The 16,107-nt window shown below is 71.8% G+C and carries 14 protein-coding genes; 5 read left to right on the top strand and 9 right to left on the bottom strand.

Annotation, left to right across the window (positions count from 1 at the left end; translation table 11 throughout):
• Positions 1-71: 71 nt before the first annotated feature.
• On the bottom strand, positions 72-563 hold the full coding sequence (locus DEI92_RS03665; RefSeq protein ID WP_111012347.1) for a DUF4126 family protein: 492 nt from the start codon (positions 561-563) through the stop codon (positions 72-74).
• Positions 564-790: 227 nt separating this feature from the next.
• Here DEI92_RS03665 and DEI92_RS03660 point away from each other — a divergent pair, with 227 nt between their 5' ends.
• Both DEI92_RS03660 and DEI92_RS03655 read left to right on the top strand, forming a co-directional pair.
• Positions 791-1,324, top strand: coding sequence for a hypothetical protein (locus DEI92_RS03660; RefSeq protein ID WP_146244452.1), 534 nt, complete (start codon positions 791-793; stop codon positions 1,322-1,324).
• Complete coding sequence (locus DEI92_RS03655) at positions 1,321-2,217, top strand: DnaJ family molecular chaperone (RefSeq protein WP_111012345.1); 897 nt, start codon at positions 1,321-1,323, stop codon at positions 2,215-2,217. Before DEI92_RS03660 ends, DEI92_RS03655 begins: the two co-directional genes overlap by 4 nt.
• 116 nt (positions 2,218-2,333) lie before the next feature.
• Here the strand turns inward: DEI92_RS03655 and DEI92_RS03650 are convergent, their stop codons facing one another.
• Complete coding sequence (locus DEI92_RS03650; protein ID WP_181434624.1) at positions 2,334-4,298, bottom strand: glycoside hydrolase domain-containing protein; 1,965 nt, start codon at positions 4,296-4,298, stop codon at positions 2,334-2,336.
• Between DEI92_RS03650 and DEI92_RS03645 the strand changes: the two genes are divergently transcribed.
• Complete coding sequence (locus DEI92_RS03645) at positions 4,267-4,776, top strand: hypothetical protein (RefSeq protein ID WP_181434623.1); 510 nt, start codon at positions 4,267-4,269, stop codon at positions 4,774-4,776. The two genes, DEI92_RS03650 and DEI92_RS03645, sit on opposite strands and share 32 nt — an antisense overlap.
• Positions 4,777-4,900: 124 nt before the next feature.
• Here DEI92_RS03645 and DEI92_RS03640 read toward each other — a convergent pair whose 3' ends face one another.
• From DEI92_RS03640 to DEI92_RS03620, 5 genes are all read right to left on the bottom strand, one after another.
• Positions 4,901-5,791 (bottom strand): HAD family hydrolase, encoded by an 891-nt coding sequence (locus DEI92_RS03640; RefSeq protein WP_111012342.1) that lies wholly within the window; start codon positions 5,789-5,791, stop codon positions 4,901-4,903.
• Positions 5,788-7,050: a serine--tRNA ligase gene (gene serS, locus DEI92_RS03635; RefSeq protein WP_111010128.1), complete on the bottom strand. Its 1,263-nt coding sequence runs from the start codon at positions 7,048-7,050 to the stop codon at positions 5,788-5,790. The genes DEI92_RS03640 and serS overlap by 4 nt, the downstream gene beginning before the upstream one ends.
• 148 nt (positions 7,051-7,198) lie before the next feature.
• The gene (locus tag DEI92_RS03630; protein ID WP_111010130.1) at positions 7,199-8,278 is read right to left on the bottom strand and encodes a diacylglycerol kinase family protein; all 1,080 of its coding nucleotides are present in this window, start codon (positions 8,276-8,278) and stop codon (positions 7,199-7,201) included.
• Positions 8,279-8,393: 115 nt separating this feature from the next.
• The gene (gene pheA, locus DEI92_RS03625) at positions 8,394-9,353 is read right to left on the bottom strand and encodes a prephenate dehydratase (protein ID WP_181434622.1); all 960 of its coding nucleotides are present in this window, start codon (positions 9,351-9,353) and stop codon (positions 8,394-8,396) included.
• A 10-nt stretch (positions 9,354-9,363) separates the two neighbouring features.
• The gene (locus tag DEI92_RS03620) at positions 9,364-9,876 is read right to left on the bottom strand and encodes a MarR family winged helix-turn-helix transcriptional regulator (RefSeq protein ID WP_111010134.1); all 513 of its coding nucleotides are present in this window, start codon (positions 9,874-9,876) and stop codon (positions 9,364-9,366) included.
• Between the two features lie 117 nt (positions 9,877-9,993).
• Between DEI92_RS03620 and pgm the strand changes: the two genes are divergently transcribed.
• A complete protein-coding gene (gene pgm, locus DEI92_RS03615; protein WP_111012341.1) occupies positions 9,994-11,616 on the top strand; it encodes a phosphoglucomutase (alpha-D-glucose-1,6-bisphosphate-dependent) in 1,623 nt (540 codons plus the stop codon).
• A 65-nt stretch (positions 11,617-11,681) separates the two neighbouring features.
• On the opposite strand, the gene DEI92_RS03610 is transcribed toward pgm, so the two are convergent.
• Complete coding sequence (locus DEI92_RS03610) at positions 11,682-12,395, bottom strand: alpha/beta hydrolase (RefSeq protein ID WP_181434621.1); 714 nt, start codon at positions 12,393-12,395, stop codon at positions 11,682-11,684.
• Between the two features lie 240 nt (positions 12,396-12,635).
• On the opposite strand from DEI92_RS03610, the gene DEI92_RS03605 reads away from it, so the two are divergent.
• Positions 12,636-15,053 carry an MDR family MFS transporter gene (locus DEI92_RS03605; protein ID WP_375342526.1) on the top strand — a complete coding sequence of 806 codons (2,418 nt, stop codon included), beginning with the start codon at positions 12,636-12,638 and terminating at the stop codon, positions 15,051-15,053.
• Between the two features lie 144 nt (positions 15,054-15,197).
• On the opposite strand, the gene DEI92_RS03600 is transcribed toward DEI92_RS03605, so the two are convergent.
• A complete protein-coding gene (locus tag DEI92_RS03600; RefSeq protein WP_375334603.1) occupies positions 15,198-16,049 on the bottom strand; it encodes a DNA-methyltransferase in 852 nt (283 codons plus the stop codon).
• Positions 16,050-16,107 lie beyond the last annotated feature (58 nt).

Raw genomic sequence — 16,107 nt, 5'->3', positions numbered from 1 at the left:
CGTGCTGACACAGCCGACCGGAGCCGGACGGGAGGGGCGCAGCCGCTGGCCCCGCCCCTCCCGTCCGTCGGTCAGTCGGCGGTGACCACCGCGGTCGCCCCCGCGACCGTGATCGCGTCCTCGACGAGCGCGACGACCGGGTCCGGCAGACCGCTGACCCAGCCGAGGGCCGTGCGGCCGAGGTAGCCCGCGTAGCTCCCGATCACCGCGCCGACGCCACCGAGCACCGCGGTCTGGAGGCGCGACACACTGCTGCCGCCCACGCTCCCGATGACGAGCCCGGCGATCGCACCGGCCGCGACGCGTCCGAGGAGCGCCCCGGGCTTCAGCCGACTGGGCGTGACGGGGAGCTTGTCGGCGACCAGTTCCCCGGCCGCCGAGGCGACGAGGGCGCCTCGGCCGACGGGCGAGCGGAACACGGGCCACTGCTGCCAGGCGCCCTGGAGCGAGGGGCGATCGTGCTGCAGCGCGAGGACCGCGAGGGGCGTGGCGGACCGGGCGCCCGTGAACACGCCGAGCAGCAGTGCCCGGGCCGGGATGGACAGCGTGGTGGTGCTCGGCATGGAGGGCTCCTCGTGGTGGCGGATGTGGTCCTCGCGCGAGGCTACCGACCGCGGGTCGACGGGGACCCAGCCCGCCGACGGGTGACGTGGAACGCGGCGACCGAGCGGGCTGCGGCGGCACCATCCAGCGCCCGGCACGCGGTCACCGGGCGTCGGGCCGTGTGGACCGTCAGCGGGCGCCGGTCGCCCGTTCGCGGGACTCCCGACCGTCCGTCTGCATCAGTACGGTGGGGGCCACCGTCAGGACGACGGTCGGACCGGGGGTGTGGATGGTCGCCGAGCTGCGGCAGGTGCCGCTCCGATTCAACGCGCCGCCGGGGTGGCCGAGCCCGCCGGCCGACTGGGTGGTCCGCCGTCAGGGCTGGACACCGCCGCCGGGATGGACGCCCCCCGTCGCGAACGGCCGCCCGCCGAGCGCCCCGCCCGGCTGGGTCTTCTGGCGACGGAACGGCGCGGCCTGGCGTCGCGCGGCTGCCCCCGTCATCGGCCCGCCCGTCCGGAGGCTCACCGTTGCCAGCGCCGTGGTCGCGGTGTCGACCGCCGTCACGGTCCTCGCGGCGTTCACCCCGATGACCGCGTTCGCACTCGCCAGCATCGGCATCCTGGTCGGGCTCGTCCGGGTCCTCACCGGCGTCTTCGAGGTCGTCGACGCACGACGCGTGGCCTGGCGGACCGTCCTCCAGACGGCGGTGGCCACGCAGGCTGCGACCGACCGGGCCGCCTACGAGCGGTACCTCGCCGAGTTCCGGGCGACCGCATGAGCCGCCAGGAGACGATGACACCCGACGTCGCCGCGATCGTCCTCGACGTGCCCGCGGGCGCCTCGCGCAGCGAGATCGCCGCGGCGTACCGATTGCGGGCGCGCCTCGTCCACCCGGACCGCTTCGTCGACGCGAGCGAGGTCGAGCGCCGCGCGGCGAACCGCGAGTTCGCGCGCATCACCGATGCGAAGGACGCCCTTCTCGCCGCCGCCCCGGCGCCCACGCCACGCACCGCGGCTGCGGACCGGCCGGGAGGCCCGACGCAGGGCTCGAACACAGCTGCCGATCCGCCGCGCGCCCGCCCGGTGCCGTTGTCCTTCGACGAGTTCGTCGCACGGGCGGAGTCGACCGCGCAACCGTGGGACGGACCCGTCACGCCCCGACGGCCCGTGCGCCGGTTCGGGATGCGGACGCTGGTCGTGGCGTCGATCGCGCTCGTGGCCGTGGCCTTCCTCGGGGCGGGCGTGGTCAGCCAGGCCACGTCGTCCTCGGGCAGCGCGGGCGGCGCGACGGGGTCGTACGACAGGACGGGCACGCACGCCTCGTCTGCGCCGACGGGCAGGACCGGGCGCGTCGCACACTCCGGTGGCGCGCGCGACGCGGCAGCGGCGGGGTGGATCGAACTGACCCGCAGCAACTGGCGGGTCCTCTCGACCGCGACCGACTGCACGACGAACACCGGGTGCTTCGACGTCGACATCACGCCGCTCGGGAGCTGCCGCGACGCTGAACTGCGCTGGGGTCTGACCCAGTACGACGACCGCGTGCCGAGCAGCCTCGTCACCGTCCGCACGCCGCTCGTCGCGGACCGGACGAACCACGTGGTCGTGCCGATCCCGCGAGGCCACCGCGACTTCTACATCGACCTCGACGAAGCGAGCTGTCCGGGCTGAGCCGGCGGCCCGCTCCTCCGCGCGATGACAGCGCGAACGGCCCCGGTGGACCGAGTCCACCGGGGCCGTCACGCGCCTCCGAACCGGCTGCCGATCGGCAGCCGGCTGCGGGCCTCCTAACCGATCGCGAAGGCGAACACGTGGAGCGTGCCCGCGTTCGTCGTCGCCGGGAGGGTGACGCTCGACACCGTCTTGCCCGCCGTCAGCGCACCGCTCGTCGTGAACAGGTACGCGTGCACCGGGTCACGACCACCGCTCGAGGTGTCGCGGTACGCGGAGTCGGCCACGACCTGTTCGCCCGCCGTGGGCTGCGAGGAGCCGGCGTTGAGCGTCCAGTCGCTGAACCCGAGGGTCAGCGTCGAGGTCGTCCCGTCCGTGTAGTGGACGGTGAACGTCCCGGTCGAGTCGGGGTCGCCGTTCGTGGCGCTCCCGAGGATGCCGAGGCGGGTCGCACCCGCGGTGCCCTGGAGGGGAACCGTCTGTCCGCCGGCCTGGATGTTGTCGAAGTCACCCGGCGTGGTGTCCGGCAGCGTGTAGGTGAGCCCGTCGGACTGCACCGTGCCACCGAGCGTGAGCCCGGCCGCCGCGAGCGCCTGCGCCGAGTACGACCATCCCTCGCCGTCGTAGGTCGAGGACAGCCTCTGCCCGTCCTGCGCGATGCCCGCGTCGTCGTAGAACGGCCACAGTTCGCCCGGCTTCGCCACGTCCACCTCGACCGTGACGTTCGGCAGGCGGTTGCCCGCCTGGTCGCGGAAGGTGAACGTCTGCGTGTACCGGCCCTCGGTCGTCGGCGCGGTGATGCCGACGGTCGCGGTGCCCGTGCCGTTCGCCGCGAGGACGAGCGATCCCGAGGCCGGACCGGCGGACGTCCCGGCGGAGGTGCCCGAGGACCCCGCGGGCGCGGCCGACCACGAGACGGTCTGCTTCTTCGCGGTCAGGTTGCGGACGCCGAGGTGCACCGTCGCCGCGGTCCCGGGCGCCGTCACGACGACGCTCTGGTCCGTGGAGCCGAGCGCGGACGCCAGCCCCGTGGTGTCGGACGGCGGCGCGTCACCGGCCGCCGCGGCGAAGGACGTGTTCGGCTTCGCTCCGAGTGCGAAGGTCACCGAACCCCCCTTCGTGATCAGCGACGGGTCCAGGTACGCGTGCGACCAGCTCGCGCCGTTCGACGTCATGCTCTGGACGTACTGGTTCGTGGTGGACGCAGCCGGCGCCGACTCCGTCAGCGTCCCTCCCGACGGCAGGTGGATCGCGACGTTCGCGAACACCGGGCTGCCGAGCGCCAGGTCGGTGGTCCCCGGGGTCTCCGGGAAGAAGCCGAGCGCCGACCAGACGTACCAGGCGCTCATCGTGCCGAGGTCGTCGTTGCCGGCGATCCCTGCGGGCTGGTTCGTGAATATCTGCTGCTGGACGCTCCGCACCGTCGACTGGGTCTTCCACGGCTCGCCCGTGTAGTCGTACTCCCACGGGATCTCGATGCTCGGCTCGTTCCCGAAGTCGGCGTTCGCGCTGGTCGGGTTCTTGATCGTCGAGGTCAGCGCGTCGAGCTTGGCGTTCCAGGCCTTCTTCCCGCCGTCCGCCGCGATCAGCCCCGCGATGTCGAACGGCTCCATCGGCGTGTACTGCGCCGCGGACCCCTCGACGAAGCCCTGGGACGAGGTCGGGGAGAACCCGGCCGTGAACACGCCGTTCGTGTTCTTCGGCTGCAGGTACCCCGAGGCCGGGTTGAAGACGTTCTGCCAGTTGTTCGCGCGCTCCTGGTACTGGTGCGCGACGCTCCCCTTGCCGATGGCGGTCGCGAAGGACGCGATGGCGTGGTCGGCCGTGTTGTACTCCTGCTGCGTCGAGACGGCGCCGTAGAAGTTGCAGCAGCCGTAGGAGCCGTCGATGGGGATGTAGCCGTCGTCCTCGTACGCCGACAGGGCGGGACGCACGTCGTTCGGCTCGTTCGCCTCACGCTGCATGGCGGCGAGCGCGGCCGAGGTGTCGAAGTCGCGGGCCCCGAACGCGTACGCGTCGGCGATGATCGCGTCCGCCGGGTCCCCGACCATGACGACGCCCACCACGCCGCCGCCCGCCACACCATCCGCCTCCCCGACGCTCGACCTCGCCGACCCGACGACGTGGACGATCACGGGTGCCGGCGTCGGGCCGCTCACCATCGGCGGTTCGGTGACGGCCGAGGGCGCGTCCATGACCGCGTACACCCGCTCGGACGACTGCCCGAACCCGAACATCGCGATGTGGCGGCGGACCGGTTCCTCCGTGTGGACCCAGGCGCTGCCGGACGCGCGCGACGTCGTGCACGGGATCCTCCTGCAGGGCGCGGGGGCCTCCTCGCCGAAGACGGCGCAGGGCGACACGCTCGGCACACCGCTGGCGACCCTCGAGGCGCACCACCCCGACCTCGTGCAGATCCGCGAGGACGACCAGGAGGACTACCGCGGCTACCAGGACCACGGCGCCTGGATCGTGTTCGACGTGCGCTCGACGCCGCAGCAGGTGCAGTCGATCTGGGTGAGCACGGACAGGGTGCCGCCCTACGAGTTCTGCGGCTGACGCCACGTCATCCCACCGGGATCGCAGTCGTTGCCGCTCACACCACCGTCGAAACGGCAACGACTGCGATCTTGCGGAACCGGGAACCGGAAACCGGGAACCTGGAACCGGGAACCGGGCCGGGTCAGCGCGGGAGCGTCGCGAGTGCGGCGGCCAGACCGTCCTCCGCGACGCTCCCGGTGACCTCACCGCCGGCAGCGACGACGTCCTCGGGCGCCTGGCCCATCACGACGCCGCGGCCGGACTCGGCGGCCCAGTGCAGCATGTCGATGTCGTTCCGGCCGTCGCCCGCCGCGAACACGCGCGACCGTGGGACGTCGAGCACGGACCGGACCCGCTCCATCGCGCTGGCCTTGGTCACGCCCTCGGGCGCGATGTCGAGCCAGGCGGTCCACCCCACGTTGTAGGACACCTTGTGGAGGCCCATCCGGTCCACCGCCCGCAGGAAGTCGTCGAGGTCGTGGTTCGGTGAGATGACGACGACCCGGGTGGCCTCGACGCCGAAGAGGTCGTCGAACGCGACGTGCTCGACGTCGGAACTCAGGCTGCCCTCGGGGAAGATCCCGTGCACGCGGTAGTGGCCGGTCTCGTCCTCGACGCCGAACGCGGCGCCGTGCAGGGACCCGCGGATGGTGCGGAGGACCTCGGTCGGGTCGAAGCACTCCACGAACGCGCGGCGGTAGCCCCCGCGCTCGGCGTCCTCGGGGGCGCCGCTCCGCTCGAGCGTGATCGCGCCGTTCGCGCACACCAGGAACCGTGGGCGGATCCCGAGGGCCGCGACCACGGGCAACGTCATGGAGGCGCTGCGACCGGTCGAGAGCATCACCTCGTGTCCGGCCGCCACCGCAGCATGGACGGCCGCGCTCGTCGCGTCGGTGATGACGCCGTCCTCGCGCATGACCGTCCCGTCGATGTCGAGCGCCACGAGCCAGTGGTCCGGCCGCGGCGCCGTCGACGTCGCACCCGAGCTCGCCCCAGGGTCGGGGACGGCCTGCTCGCGGAGGTCGTCGGTCATCGCGGCTCGATCACCTCGGTGCCGCCGAGGTACGGGCGGAGGACCTCGGGCACGACGACCGTGCCGTCGGCCTGCTGGTGCGTCTCGAGGATCGCGACGAGCCAACGGGTCGTGGCGAGCGTGCCGTTCAGCGTCGCCACCGGGGCGGTCTTGCCGGACTCGGTGCGGTGCCGGATGTCGAGGCGGCGGGCCTGGAACGTCGTGCAGTTCGACGTCGAGGTGAGCTCGCGGTAGGTCCCCTGCGTCGGCACCCACGCCTCGATGTCGAACTTGCGGGCGGCGCTCTGCCCGAGGTCACCGGCGGCGACGTCGATGACGCGGTAGTGGAGTCCGAGCGCGCCGAGCATGTCCTCTTGGTAGGAGACGAGCCGGTCGTGCTCCGCCTCGGCCTCGTCGGGGTGCACGTACGCGAACATCTCGAGCTTGTTGAACTGGTGGACCCGGAGGATCCCGCGGTTGTCCTTGCCCGCGGACCCGGCCTCGCGTCGGTAGCACGTCGACCACCCGGCGTAGCGGAGGGGGCCGTTCGACACGTCGAGGATCTCGTCGGAGTGGTAGCCCGCGAGCGCGACCTCACTCGTGCCGGTCAGGTACAGGTCGTCGGCGGGCAGGTAGTAGATCTCGTCGGCGTGCTCACCGAGGAACCCCGTGCCGGCCATCGTCTCGGGGCGCACGAGCGTCGGCGTGATGAGGGGCTCGAAGCCGTGGGCGATCGCCCGGTCGAGCGCGAGGTTCATGAGCGCGATCTCGAGCCGCGCCCCCATGCCGCGGAGGAAGTAGAAGCGCGAGCCGGACACCTTCGTGCCACGCGGGATGTCGATGATCCCGAGGTGCTCGCCGAGGTCGGCGTGGTCCTTCGGCTCGAAGTCGAACTCCGGCTTCGTGCCGACGGTGCGCAGGGTGACGAAGTCCTCCTCGCCGCCGCTCGGGACGCCCTCGATGATCGGGTTCGCGAGCTTCCCGACGGTCGTGCGGAACGCGTCCTCGGACTCGGTGACGATCGCCTGGGCCTGCTTGACCCGGGCGGCGAGCGCCTGCGCCTGCTGCACGAGCGCCGCCTTCTCGTCCTTCGGTGCCTTCGCGACGGTCTTGCCGAACGCGTTCTGCTCGGCACGGAGCGCCTCGAACGACGAGATCGCGAGCCGACGTGCGGTGTCCGCGGCGAGCGCTTGGTCGACGAGCTCCACGGAGTCACCACGGGCCGCCTGCGATGCCTTGATCCGGTCGGGGTGGTCGCGGAGGAGCTGCGGATCGATCACTGGAGCATCTTACCGACCGTCCCCTCGCGCCGGTCCGGCGCCGATCGGACGGGAGGGACGGCGCGCGCCCGTCCCGCGCCTCCCGGCCGCCGCACGGATCGTGCAGGAGGTTGGTGGGTGCCGGACGTCCGTCGTCGGCGGCCGTCGCTCAGTGCAGGACGTGCCCGACGGGCACGCGCACGGTCAAGCCGCCTTCGTCGATGCGCGCCCGGAACGCCCGGATCCGACCCACCGGGTCGCCGTCGATCTCGAACTCGTCGGGCGTCTCGAGCCGCACGACGATCTCCTTGCCGCGCATGTACCGCAGCGGACGTTCCTCACGTGCCCGGGCGATGATCCGCTCCCCCACCGCGGTCTGGCCGATCTTGGTCGATCGCGCACGCCGCAGGATCGCGTTCTCCCACATCAGGCGGGCGCCGATCCGGGCCCAGCCGAACACGGACTTCGGGCGCAGCGCGACGACGTCGAACACGCCGTCCGTGATCGTGGCGTCGGGCAGCAGGAGGATGCCGGCCTGCAGGGTGCCGCAGTTGCCCACGATGAGCGTGTGGGCGCGGAGCGAGCGGTTGCCGGCACCGTCGAGGTTGTAGCGGGCCTCCATGCTGTCGGAGTCACGGAGCGATCGGGCCACGGCGTCGACGTAGGCGAGCCAGCCCACCCGTTTCTTGAGCTCCGGGCGCGTGTTGGCGAGCATCCGGGCGTCGAGCCCGAGCCCGGCCATGACGAGGAACCCGAAGTCCTCACGCTCCCCGCCCTCACGCTCGACGGTGAGCATGCCGATGTCGACCGCGCGGTCCTCGCCGTGGAACAGGGTCTGCACGCTCGTGTCCATCTCGTCGAGCGGGAACCGCATGTTCCGCGCGAGCAGGTTGCCGGTGCCGCTCGGCAGCAGCGCGAGCGACGCGCCGGATCCGTGCACGACCTCGGCGACGATCCGCGTCGTGCCGTCGCCGCCCGCGGCGGCCACCACATCGGCACCGGCCTCGAGCGCGGCCCGGGCCATGCCGGCGCCCGGGTCCTCCTCGGTCGTCGCGAACCAGAGGGTCTCGCTCCACCCGGCCTCACGTTCGTAGCGGCTCACGCTCTGGCGCAGGGCCGGCAGGTCGACCTTGATCGGGTTGTAGACCACGGCGGCGGTGTGCTGGCTCGTGGCCGAGTGGGCGGCGGTCGAGGGCACCGCGGCGACGTCGTCGCGCGGGGCCGCATCGGTCTCGGGGGGCGTCGTCATGCGACAACGCTACCGGGACCGCCAGATCCGTCTTCTCGGCCCCCGGCTTCTGTGGACGGCCGGGTCGTTCCACAGGCGCCCACCTGGTGGGTCACCGGCGTCCGGCCCGGCCGGGTCAACCAGGCTCGCCCGCGACGATCCGTCGGAGCCACTCGCGTGCCTCGGTGAACGCTTCGTCCCGGTACCGGGCCTGCACCTCGGACGCGTGGCCGTCGGCCCTGGGGTACGACCCGAGGAACGTCACCCGGGGGCTGAACCGCCGGAGGCCGAGGAGCGCGTCCGCCACGCGCTCGTCGTGCACGTGGCCGTCCAGGTCGATGACGAAGCGGTAGCGGCCGAGCTCGTCGCCGATCGGCCGCGAGCTGAGGAGCCCCATGTTGATGCCCCGGGTGGCGAACTGCTCGAGCAGGTCGACGAGCGCACCTGCGCGGTCGTCCGGCAGCTCCACGACGACGCTCGTCTTGTCGGCGCCGGTCCGGGCCGGGATCGCCAGGTCCCGCGACACGAGGACGAACCGCGTGACGGCGAACGGGTTCTCGCCGATGTGCTCGGCGAGGACGGCGAGGTCGTGGTGGTCGGTGATGCCGGGCGGGGCGACCGCGGCCTCGGCGAGCGCCCCCGCGGCCGGGTCGAGGAGCGCCGCCGCCGCCGCGACGTTCGACGACGCGGGGATGTGTCCGTGCCCCGGGACGTGGTCCTCGAGCCAGCGGTAGGTCTGCCCGTACGCGACCGGGTGGGCGTTCACGGTGCGGACGTCCGCGAGCACGGTGCCGTGCCGGGCGACGAGGACGAAGTCGACCGGCACGAGGTACTCGCCGATGATGCGGACCCCCGGGATGCGCGCGAGGGCGTCCTGCGTGGCGGTGACCCCACCGTCGACGCTGTTCTCGATGGCGATGACCGCGCCGACGCTCCGTCCGCTCATGACGTCGTCGAGGGCCTCGCCGACGTTGTTGACCGACCGCCAGGGCTTGCCGGCGGCCGCGGCGACCTGCTTGAGCGCGGCCTCCGTGAAGGTCCCGGCCGGTCCGAGGTAGCTGTACGTGTCGGACGCGGAGGCATCGGGCTCGGCCATGCGGCCGACTCTATTGCACGGGCGGGCGGCCATCCGGGTCGGTGAGGGCGGCGAGGCGACCCTCGGGGTCGAGTCGGCGGAGCATCGCGCGGAGGTCGGCGTCGAGCTGCCGGAAGCGGTCCTCGCCGATCGCGTCGACCACGAGGTGGCGGGCGTTCCGGACGTGGCCGGGGGCAGCGGCGACCACGGCCTCCCACCCGGCGTCCGTGAGTCGGACGTCCGTTGCCCGCCGGTCGTCCGTCGACGGACACCGCGAGACGAGCCCGCGCTTCTCGAGGCGGGTGACGACGTGGGACAGCCGGGGCAACGAGCTGTTCGTGGCGGCGGACAGGGCCGTCATGCGCAGCGTGCGGTCGTCGCGTTCGGAGAGCATGGCGATGACCATGTAGTCGAAGTGCGTCAGGTCGGAATCGCGCTGCAACTGCTGGTCGAGCGCCGCGGGCAGGAGCTCCATGACGGCGACGAGGCGGATCCACACGCGGACCTGCTCGCGGTCGAGCCAGGGCACGTCGTCCGTCGTCATCCCCCGATCCTACGGAATGGTTGTCGATGCAACCGGTGTCATTCCTCCCTGGACCCCGTCGGGCGCCGGCCTGTGGACAGTCGGGCACAGGACACGGCGCGGTGCCAGGATGGGCGCATGAACGACCGTGCCGGAACGCCCGCGACCGCCGAGGACCTCGTCGATCTCCAAGAGCTCGTCGACGCCTACTACTCGCGGGTCCCGGACGCATCGAACCCCGAGCAGATGGTGGTGTTCGGCACGTCCGGCCACCGGGGCTCCTCGCTCGACACCGCGTTCAACGACGCACACATCGCCGCCATCACCCAGGCGATCGTCGAGTACCGCGCGCAGCAGGGCACCACGGGGCCGCTGTTCATCGGCCGCGACACGCACGCGCTGAGCGGTCCGGCCGAACGGACCGCGCTCGAGGTCCTGGCCGCGAACGGCGTCACCGTGCTCGCCGACAAGGACAACGGGTACGTCCCGACGCCCGCGCTGAGCCACGCGATCATCCGCTACAACCGCGAGGGCCACGACGACACCGCCGACGGCATCGTCATCACGCCGAGCCACAACCCCCCGCGCGACGGCGGCTTCAAGTACAACCCGCCGCACGGTGGGCCCGCGGACAGCGACGCGACGAAGTGGATCGCCGACCGGGCCAACGCGATCATCGCCGGCGGTCTCGTGGACGTGCAGCGCCAGGAGCAGGCGAGCCCCGGCCGGTACGACTTCCTCGACACGTACGTGCACGACCTGGCGGACATCATCGACATCGCGGCGATCAAGCGCGCGGGCGTCCGGATCGGCGCGGACCCGCTCGGCGGCGCCAGCCTGCCCTACTGGAACCGCATCCGGGACCACTACGGCCTCGACCTGACGGTGGTGAACCCCGACGTCGACCCGACGTGGTCGTTCATGACCCTCGACTGGGACGGCAAGATCCGGATGGACCCGTCGAGCCCGTCCGCCATGGCGTCGGTGCTCGCCCACAAGGACGAATTCGACGTCCTCACGGGCAACGACGCCGATTCCGACCGGCACGGGATCGTCACGCCGGACGGTGGGCTCATGAACCCCAACCACTACCTGGCGGTGGCGATCGAGTACCTGTACTCGCACCGTCCGCACTGGCGGCAGGACGCCGCGATCGGCAAGACCCTCGTCTCCTCGAGCATCATCGACCGCGTCGCGGAGTCGCTCGGCCGGACCCTGTGGGAGGTCCCGGTCGGGTTCAAGTGGTTCGTCCCGGGCCTGATCGACGGCTCCGTGGGCTTCGGTGGCGAGGAGAGCGCGGGTGCCTCGTTCCTCCGGATGGACGGCACCGCGTGGACGACCGACAAGGACGGCATCATCCTCGCGCTGCTCGCGTCCGAGATCATCGCCGTCACGGGCAAGACACCGTCGCAGCTCTACCGCGAGCTCACGGAGCGCTTCGGTGACCCCGTGTACCAGCGCGTCGACGCCGCTGCGACGAAGGCCCAGAAGGCAGCGCTCGGCAAGCTCGACGGCGACGCGATCCAGGCGGACACCCTGGCCGGCGACCCCATCGTCGCGAAGCTGTCGAAGGCCCCGGGCAACGGCGCGGCCGTCGGTGGGGTCAAGGTCGTCACGGACCGCGCGTGGTTCGCCGCACGCCCGTCCGGCACCGAGGACGTCTACAAGATCTACGCGGAGTCGTTCGTCGGGCAGGAGCACCTCGCGCAGGTCCAGCGCGAGGCCAGGGAGATCGTCGACGCCGCGCTCGGCGGCGCCTGACGACCCGGGCACTCGGTCGGGAGGCACGGTGCGGCTCCGCCCCGCGCCTCCCGATCAGCTGACGGTCAGAGCACGCGCTGGTACCGCAGCCAGTTCTCGCACAGGCGCGTCCACTGCGAGGTGTGCGGTTCCTTGACCGCGGTGCCGAGCCCGTGCCTCCCGTGCGGGAACAGGTGGAACTCGACCGGCACCTCGTTCCGGACCAGGGCCTCCACGTACGCGAGTGCGTGCGTCGCGCGCACGATGCGGTCGTCCGCCGTCGTCCACACGAAGGTCGGTGGCGTCCGCGCGTCGACCCGGGTCTCCATGGACAGCTCGCGCCGGAGCCGCCACGACGGTGCATCGCCGAGCAGGTTCCGCATCGGCCGGGTCCGCGTCGGGTGCTCCATCGAGACGACCGGGTAGTTGAGGACGCAGAACGCGGGCCGGTCGTCGTCGGGGTCGTCGATCCCGTTCGCCAGGCACGCGGCGAGGTGCCCGCCGGCGCTCGAACCGACGACACCGACGCGCGCCCGATCCACGTCGATCGGCGCCGCGCCCGACCGCAGCCAGCGGAACGCCGCCCGTGCCGCGTCCAGGGGTTCGGGGTGCCGGTGCGGGGCGACCGGGTAGCGCAGCACGACCCCGTGCACGCCGATCCCGGCGAACCACTCGGCGAGCAGCTCCGAACTCGGGCGGCCGTGTTCCTCGTACCCACCACCGGGCAGCACGAGGACCGTCGGACGGGGGCCGGGCAGATCCGCGGGTCGGTAGGTGAGCCCGGCGGGTTCGGAGACCATGCGCCGGAGCCTACCTGCGCATGGGCACAGATCGCGGGGCCTCCGTCCACAGGTCGCCCGGAGCTCGATCAGGTCGGAGCGACGGGGAATACCCTGGCGTGATCGTCGCGTTGTCGCCTGAGTTGCGTGACCTGTAACTTTGCACGCGACGCAAACTTCTCGGCAACGGCGGCCCGATCGATTCGAGCACCGAGCGCCGCCGGACATCCCAGACCCCGCACCAGACGGAGAACCAGCACAATGACCCAGACCGCGACGCAACGGGCCGGCACCTCGTCGTCCCCCACCACGTCATCGAACGCGGTGATGTCGCACCGGCAGATCCTGCTCGTGATCTACGGCCTCATGGCCGGCATGTTCCTGGGCGCCCTGGACCAGACGATCGTCGGGACCGCGATCCGCACGATCGGTGACGACCTGCACGGGCTGAACGAGCAGGCGTGGGTGACGACCGCGTACCTCATCGCGTCGACGATCATGACCCCGATCTACGGCAAGCTGTCCGACCTCTTCGGGCGGCGACCGCTGTTCCTCATCGCCATCGCGATCTTCATCATCGGCTCGTTCGCCGCGTCGTTCTCGACGTCGATGGTCATGCTCGCCGCGTTCCGTGGCGTGCAGGGCCTCGGTGCCGGTGGCCTCATGTCGCTGCCGCTCGCGATCATGGGCGACATGTTGGCCCCGCGTCAGCGCGCCAAGTACCAGGGGTACTTCCTCGCGGTGTTCGGCGTCTCGTCGGTCATCGGCCCGCTCGTCGGTGGTCTGTTCTCCGGCGCCGCGCAGATCCTGTTCATCACGGGCTGGCGCTGGGTGTTCCTCATCAACGTGCCGATCGGCATCGCGGCGCTGATCATGGTCATCGTCTTCCTGCATCTGCCGCGGGTCGGTGACAAGCGCAAGGTCCGCATCGACTACTGGGGTGCCGCGCTCGTCGTGGTGACCCTCGCGCCGCTCCTGCTCGTCGCTGAGCAGGGTCGCGACTGGGGTTGGACCTCGGTCGGATCGTGGACCTGCTACGTCATCGGCGGGCTCGGCCTGCTGGCGTTCATCCTCGTCGAGCGCGCGATGCGCGACGACGCGATCATCCCGATGAAGCTGTTCCGCTCGCGGGTGTTCTCGATGTCGACGATCCTGGGTGTCCTCGTCGGGTTCGGCATGTTCGGCGCGCTGCTGACGCTCCCGCTGTACCTGCAGATCGTCAAGGGCCTGACCCCGACCGAGTCGGGGTTCGCCACCCTCCCGATGGTCCTCGGACTGATGATCGCCTCGATCACCTCCGGCCAGATCATCTCGCGGACCGGCAAGTACCGGATCTTCCCGGTGACGGGCACCGCGGTGACCTCGATCGGCTACATCGTCCTGACGTTCATCACCGTCGACAAGCCGCTGTGGTTCCTGCTCATCGCCATGTTCTTCATCGGCCTGGGGCTCGGCCAGCTCATGCAGACCCTGACGCTCGCGTCGCAGAACTCGGTCGGTCCGCGTGACATCGGCGTCGCCACGAGCGCGTCGACGTTCTTCCGGCAGATCGGTGGAACGCTCGGCACGGCGATCCTGCTGTCGGTGCTCTTCGCGAGCATGCCGACGAACATCTCGACCGCCATGGAGAACAAGAGCACCCTGACGAACGGCCTCGACGCAGCCCTCACGCCGTCGGTGGCCAACGCGTCGAAGAACGCCGGCGTCATGAAGCAGATCTGGAACCCGATCGTGACCCCGGTCAAGAAGAAGATCCAGAGCCAGCTCGACCAGGGCGCGGCCCAGGCGAAGGGCCAAGCCGACCAGGCCGTCACGAAGCAGGTCACGACGGCCGTCCAGCAGCAGGTCAGCGCCGGCAAGGTCCCGGCGGCCGCCGCGCAGTCGGTGATCCAGCAGCAGGTCGCCGCCGCGCGGCCTGCCGCGGAGCGCAAGGCACTGCGGGCCGCGGCCGCACAGGCGCACGCCTCCGTCCGCAACGGCGGGCTCCGGATCGACTACGCGAACGCCTCGCAGCGGAAGCACGTCGTCACCGCGGTCGCGCCGACCATCATCAAGCAGGTCAAGAAGGGCTCGTCGAGCGCGAAGAGCACGACGAGTGACACGAGCGACACGTCGTTCCTCAACGGCGCCGACCCGCGCTTGACCAGGGCGTTCCTGACCGGCTTCAACAACTCCGCCGTGCAGATCTACTACGTCGGCCTCGGCGTGCTCCTGCTCGCGTTCATCCTGACGTGGTTCTTCCGCACGCCGCCGCTCCGCAAGGTGTCGGCCCTGCAGGAGCAGGCGAACGACGCTGCGGGGTCCGTGCCGAGTGGCGCTGCCGGGCACAACGGCGGGAGCGACGACCTCGACGTCGGCGCTCAGGGTTCGGCCGCGTCGATGGGTTCGCTCGTGTCCCCCGACACCGGCGCGGTCGACACCGTGCCGACCTCACCGGACGTGTCGCTCGACAGCGGTGAGACCCGCGCGCCGCTCGCGGATGCGCCGACGCACGGGGCACACTCCGCCGCCGCCGCGGTCGACTCCCCGAGTCGTGTGCACAACGAGTCGGACGCGCCCAAGCACGCCGCACCGGTCCTCGAGGCCGAGCGGGGCAGGGTAGCCGCCCCCGCCGCCTCGCCGACCGACGGCACCACCGACGTCGGCCACGCCGAGCGGCACGGCAAGCACAGCGCCTGACGTCGCACCTCGACGACCACGAACGCCCCGGAGACCACTCCGGGGCGTTCGTGCGTCTCGGAGCGTTCGTGCGTCTCGGAGCGGAACCGCCGAGCGGCGCCCGGGATTCGCCGACAACGGGGAACTCCGCGGGGACGCCCGCGGTCAGACGGCCGGGTCCTCGACGTCCGCGGCGGGCGGCTCGGCCGTGGTGAACACCGCTGCGGGCAGACGTCGCCGCATCACGGCGATCGCCTCGGGATTGTCGTCGACGAGCAGGAACCGCCGTCCGAGCGCCGCCGCGACGGCCCCGGTCGTCCCGCTGCCGGCGAAGAAGTCGAGCACGAGGTCCCCGGGCCGACTCGACGCCTGGACGATCCGGCGGAGCACCCCCTCGGGCTTCTGCGTCGGGTACCCGGTCTTCTCGCGACCCGTCGGCGACACGATCGTGTGCCACCACACGTCGGTGGGGAGCTTGCCGCGTTCGCGCTTCTCGGGCGTGACGAGGCCGGGCGCCATGTAGGGCTCGCGGTCGACCGCCTCCGAGTCGAAGTGGTACCGCTCCGGGTCCTTGACGTAGACGAGGATCGTGTCGTGCTTCGTCGGCCAGCGGGTCCGGGACTTGGCGCCGTAGTCGTAGGCCCAGATGATCTCGTTGAGGAACGCGTCGCGGCCGAACAGCGCGTCGAGCAGGACCTTGGCGTAGTGCGCCTCGCGGTAGTCGAGGTGGACGTACAGCGTGCCGTCGTCGGCGAGCACCCGCCAGGCCTCCGCGAGCCGCGGCTCGAGGAACGACCAGTAGTCCTCGAACCGGTCGTCGTACCGCATGAGGTCACCCCGGACGCGTTCGTACGACCGCCCCTGGAACCCCCGGACGGGGCCGTCGACGGCGCGGACCGCCGTCGACGCACGACGCGTCTGGGTCCGTCCGGTGTTGAACGGCGGGTCCAGGTAGACGAGCGTCGCGAGCCCGTCGGGCAGCGTCGCGAGGACGTCGAGGTTGTCGCCGTGCACCACCCGGTCGGGCTCGACCGCGGGGCGGGGCTCGACGTCGGTGACGGGGACGGGGTGCACC

This window comes from Curtobacterium sp. MCBD17_034, from assembly GCF_003234515.1.
Taxonomy (GTDB): domain Bacteria; phylum Actinomycetota; class Actinomycetes; order Actinomycetales; family Microbacteriaceae; genus Curtobacterium.
Note: the sequence above shows the minus strand (reverse complement) of the source record. Positions and strands in the feature narration are given on the sequence as shown.

Coding starts and splice junctions, on each gene's coding strand:
- DEI92_RS03665 (WP_111012347.1), bottom strand. CDS start 563: ATGCCGAGCACCACCACGCTGTCCATCCCGGCCCGGGCACTGCTGCTC.
- DEI92_RS03655 (WP_111012345.1), top strand. CDS start 1,321: ATGAGCCGCCAGGAGACGATGACACCCGACGTCGCCGCGATCGTCCTC.
- DEI92_RS03645 (WP_181434623.1), top strand. CDS start 4,267: ATGACGACGCCCACCACGCCGCCGCCCGCCACACCATCCGCCTCCCCG.
- DEI92_RS03640 (WP_111012342.1), bottom strand. CDS start 5,791: ATGACCGACGACCTCCGCGAGCAGGCCGTCCCCGACCCTGGGGCGAGC.
- DEI92_RS03630 (WP_111010130.1), bottom strand. CDS start 8,278: ATGACGACGCCCCCCGAGACCGATGCGGCCCCGCGCGACGACGTCGCC.
- pheA (WP_181434622.1), bottom strand. CDS start 9,353: ATGGCCGAGCCCGATGCCTCCGCGTCCGACACGTACAGCTACCTCGGA.
- DEI92_RS03620 (WP_111010134.1), bottom strand. CDS start 9,876: ATGACGACGGACGACGTGCCCTGGCTCGACCGCGAGCAGGTCCGCGTG.
- pgm (WP_111012341.1), top strand. CDS start 9,994: ATGAACGACCGTGCCGGAACGCCCGCGACCGCCGAGGACCTCGTCGAT.
- DEI92_RS03610 (WP_181434621.1), bottom strand. CDS start 12,395: ATGGTCTCCGAACCCGCCGGGCTCACCTACCGACCCGCGGATCTGCCC.
- DEI92_RS03605 (WP_375342526.1), top strand. CDS start 12,636: ATGACCCAGACCGCGACGCAACGGGCCGGCACCTCGTCGTCCCCCACC.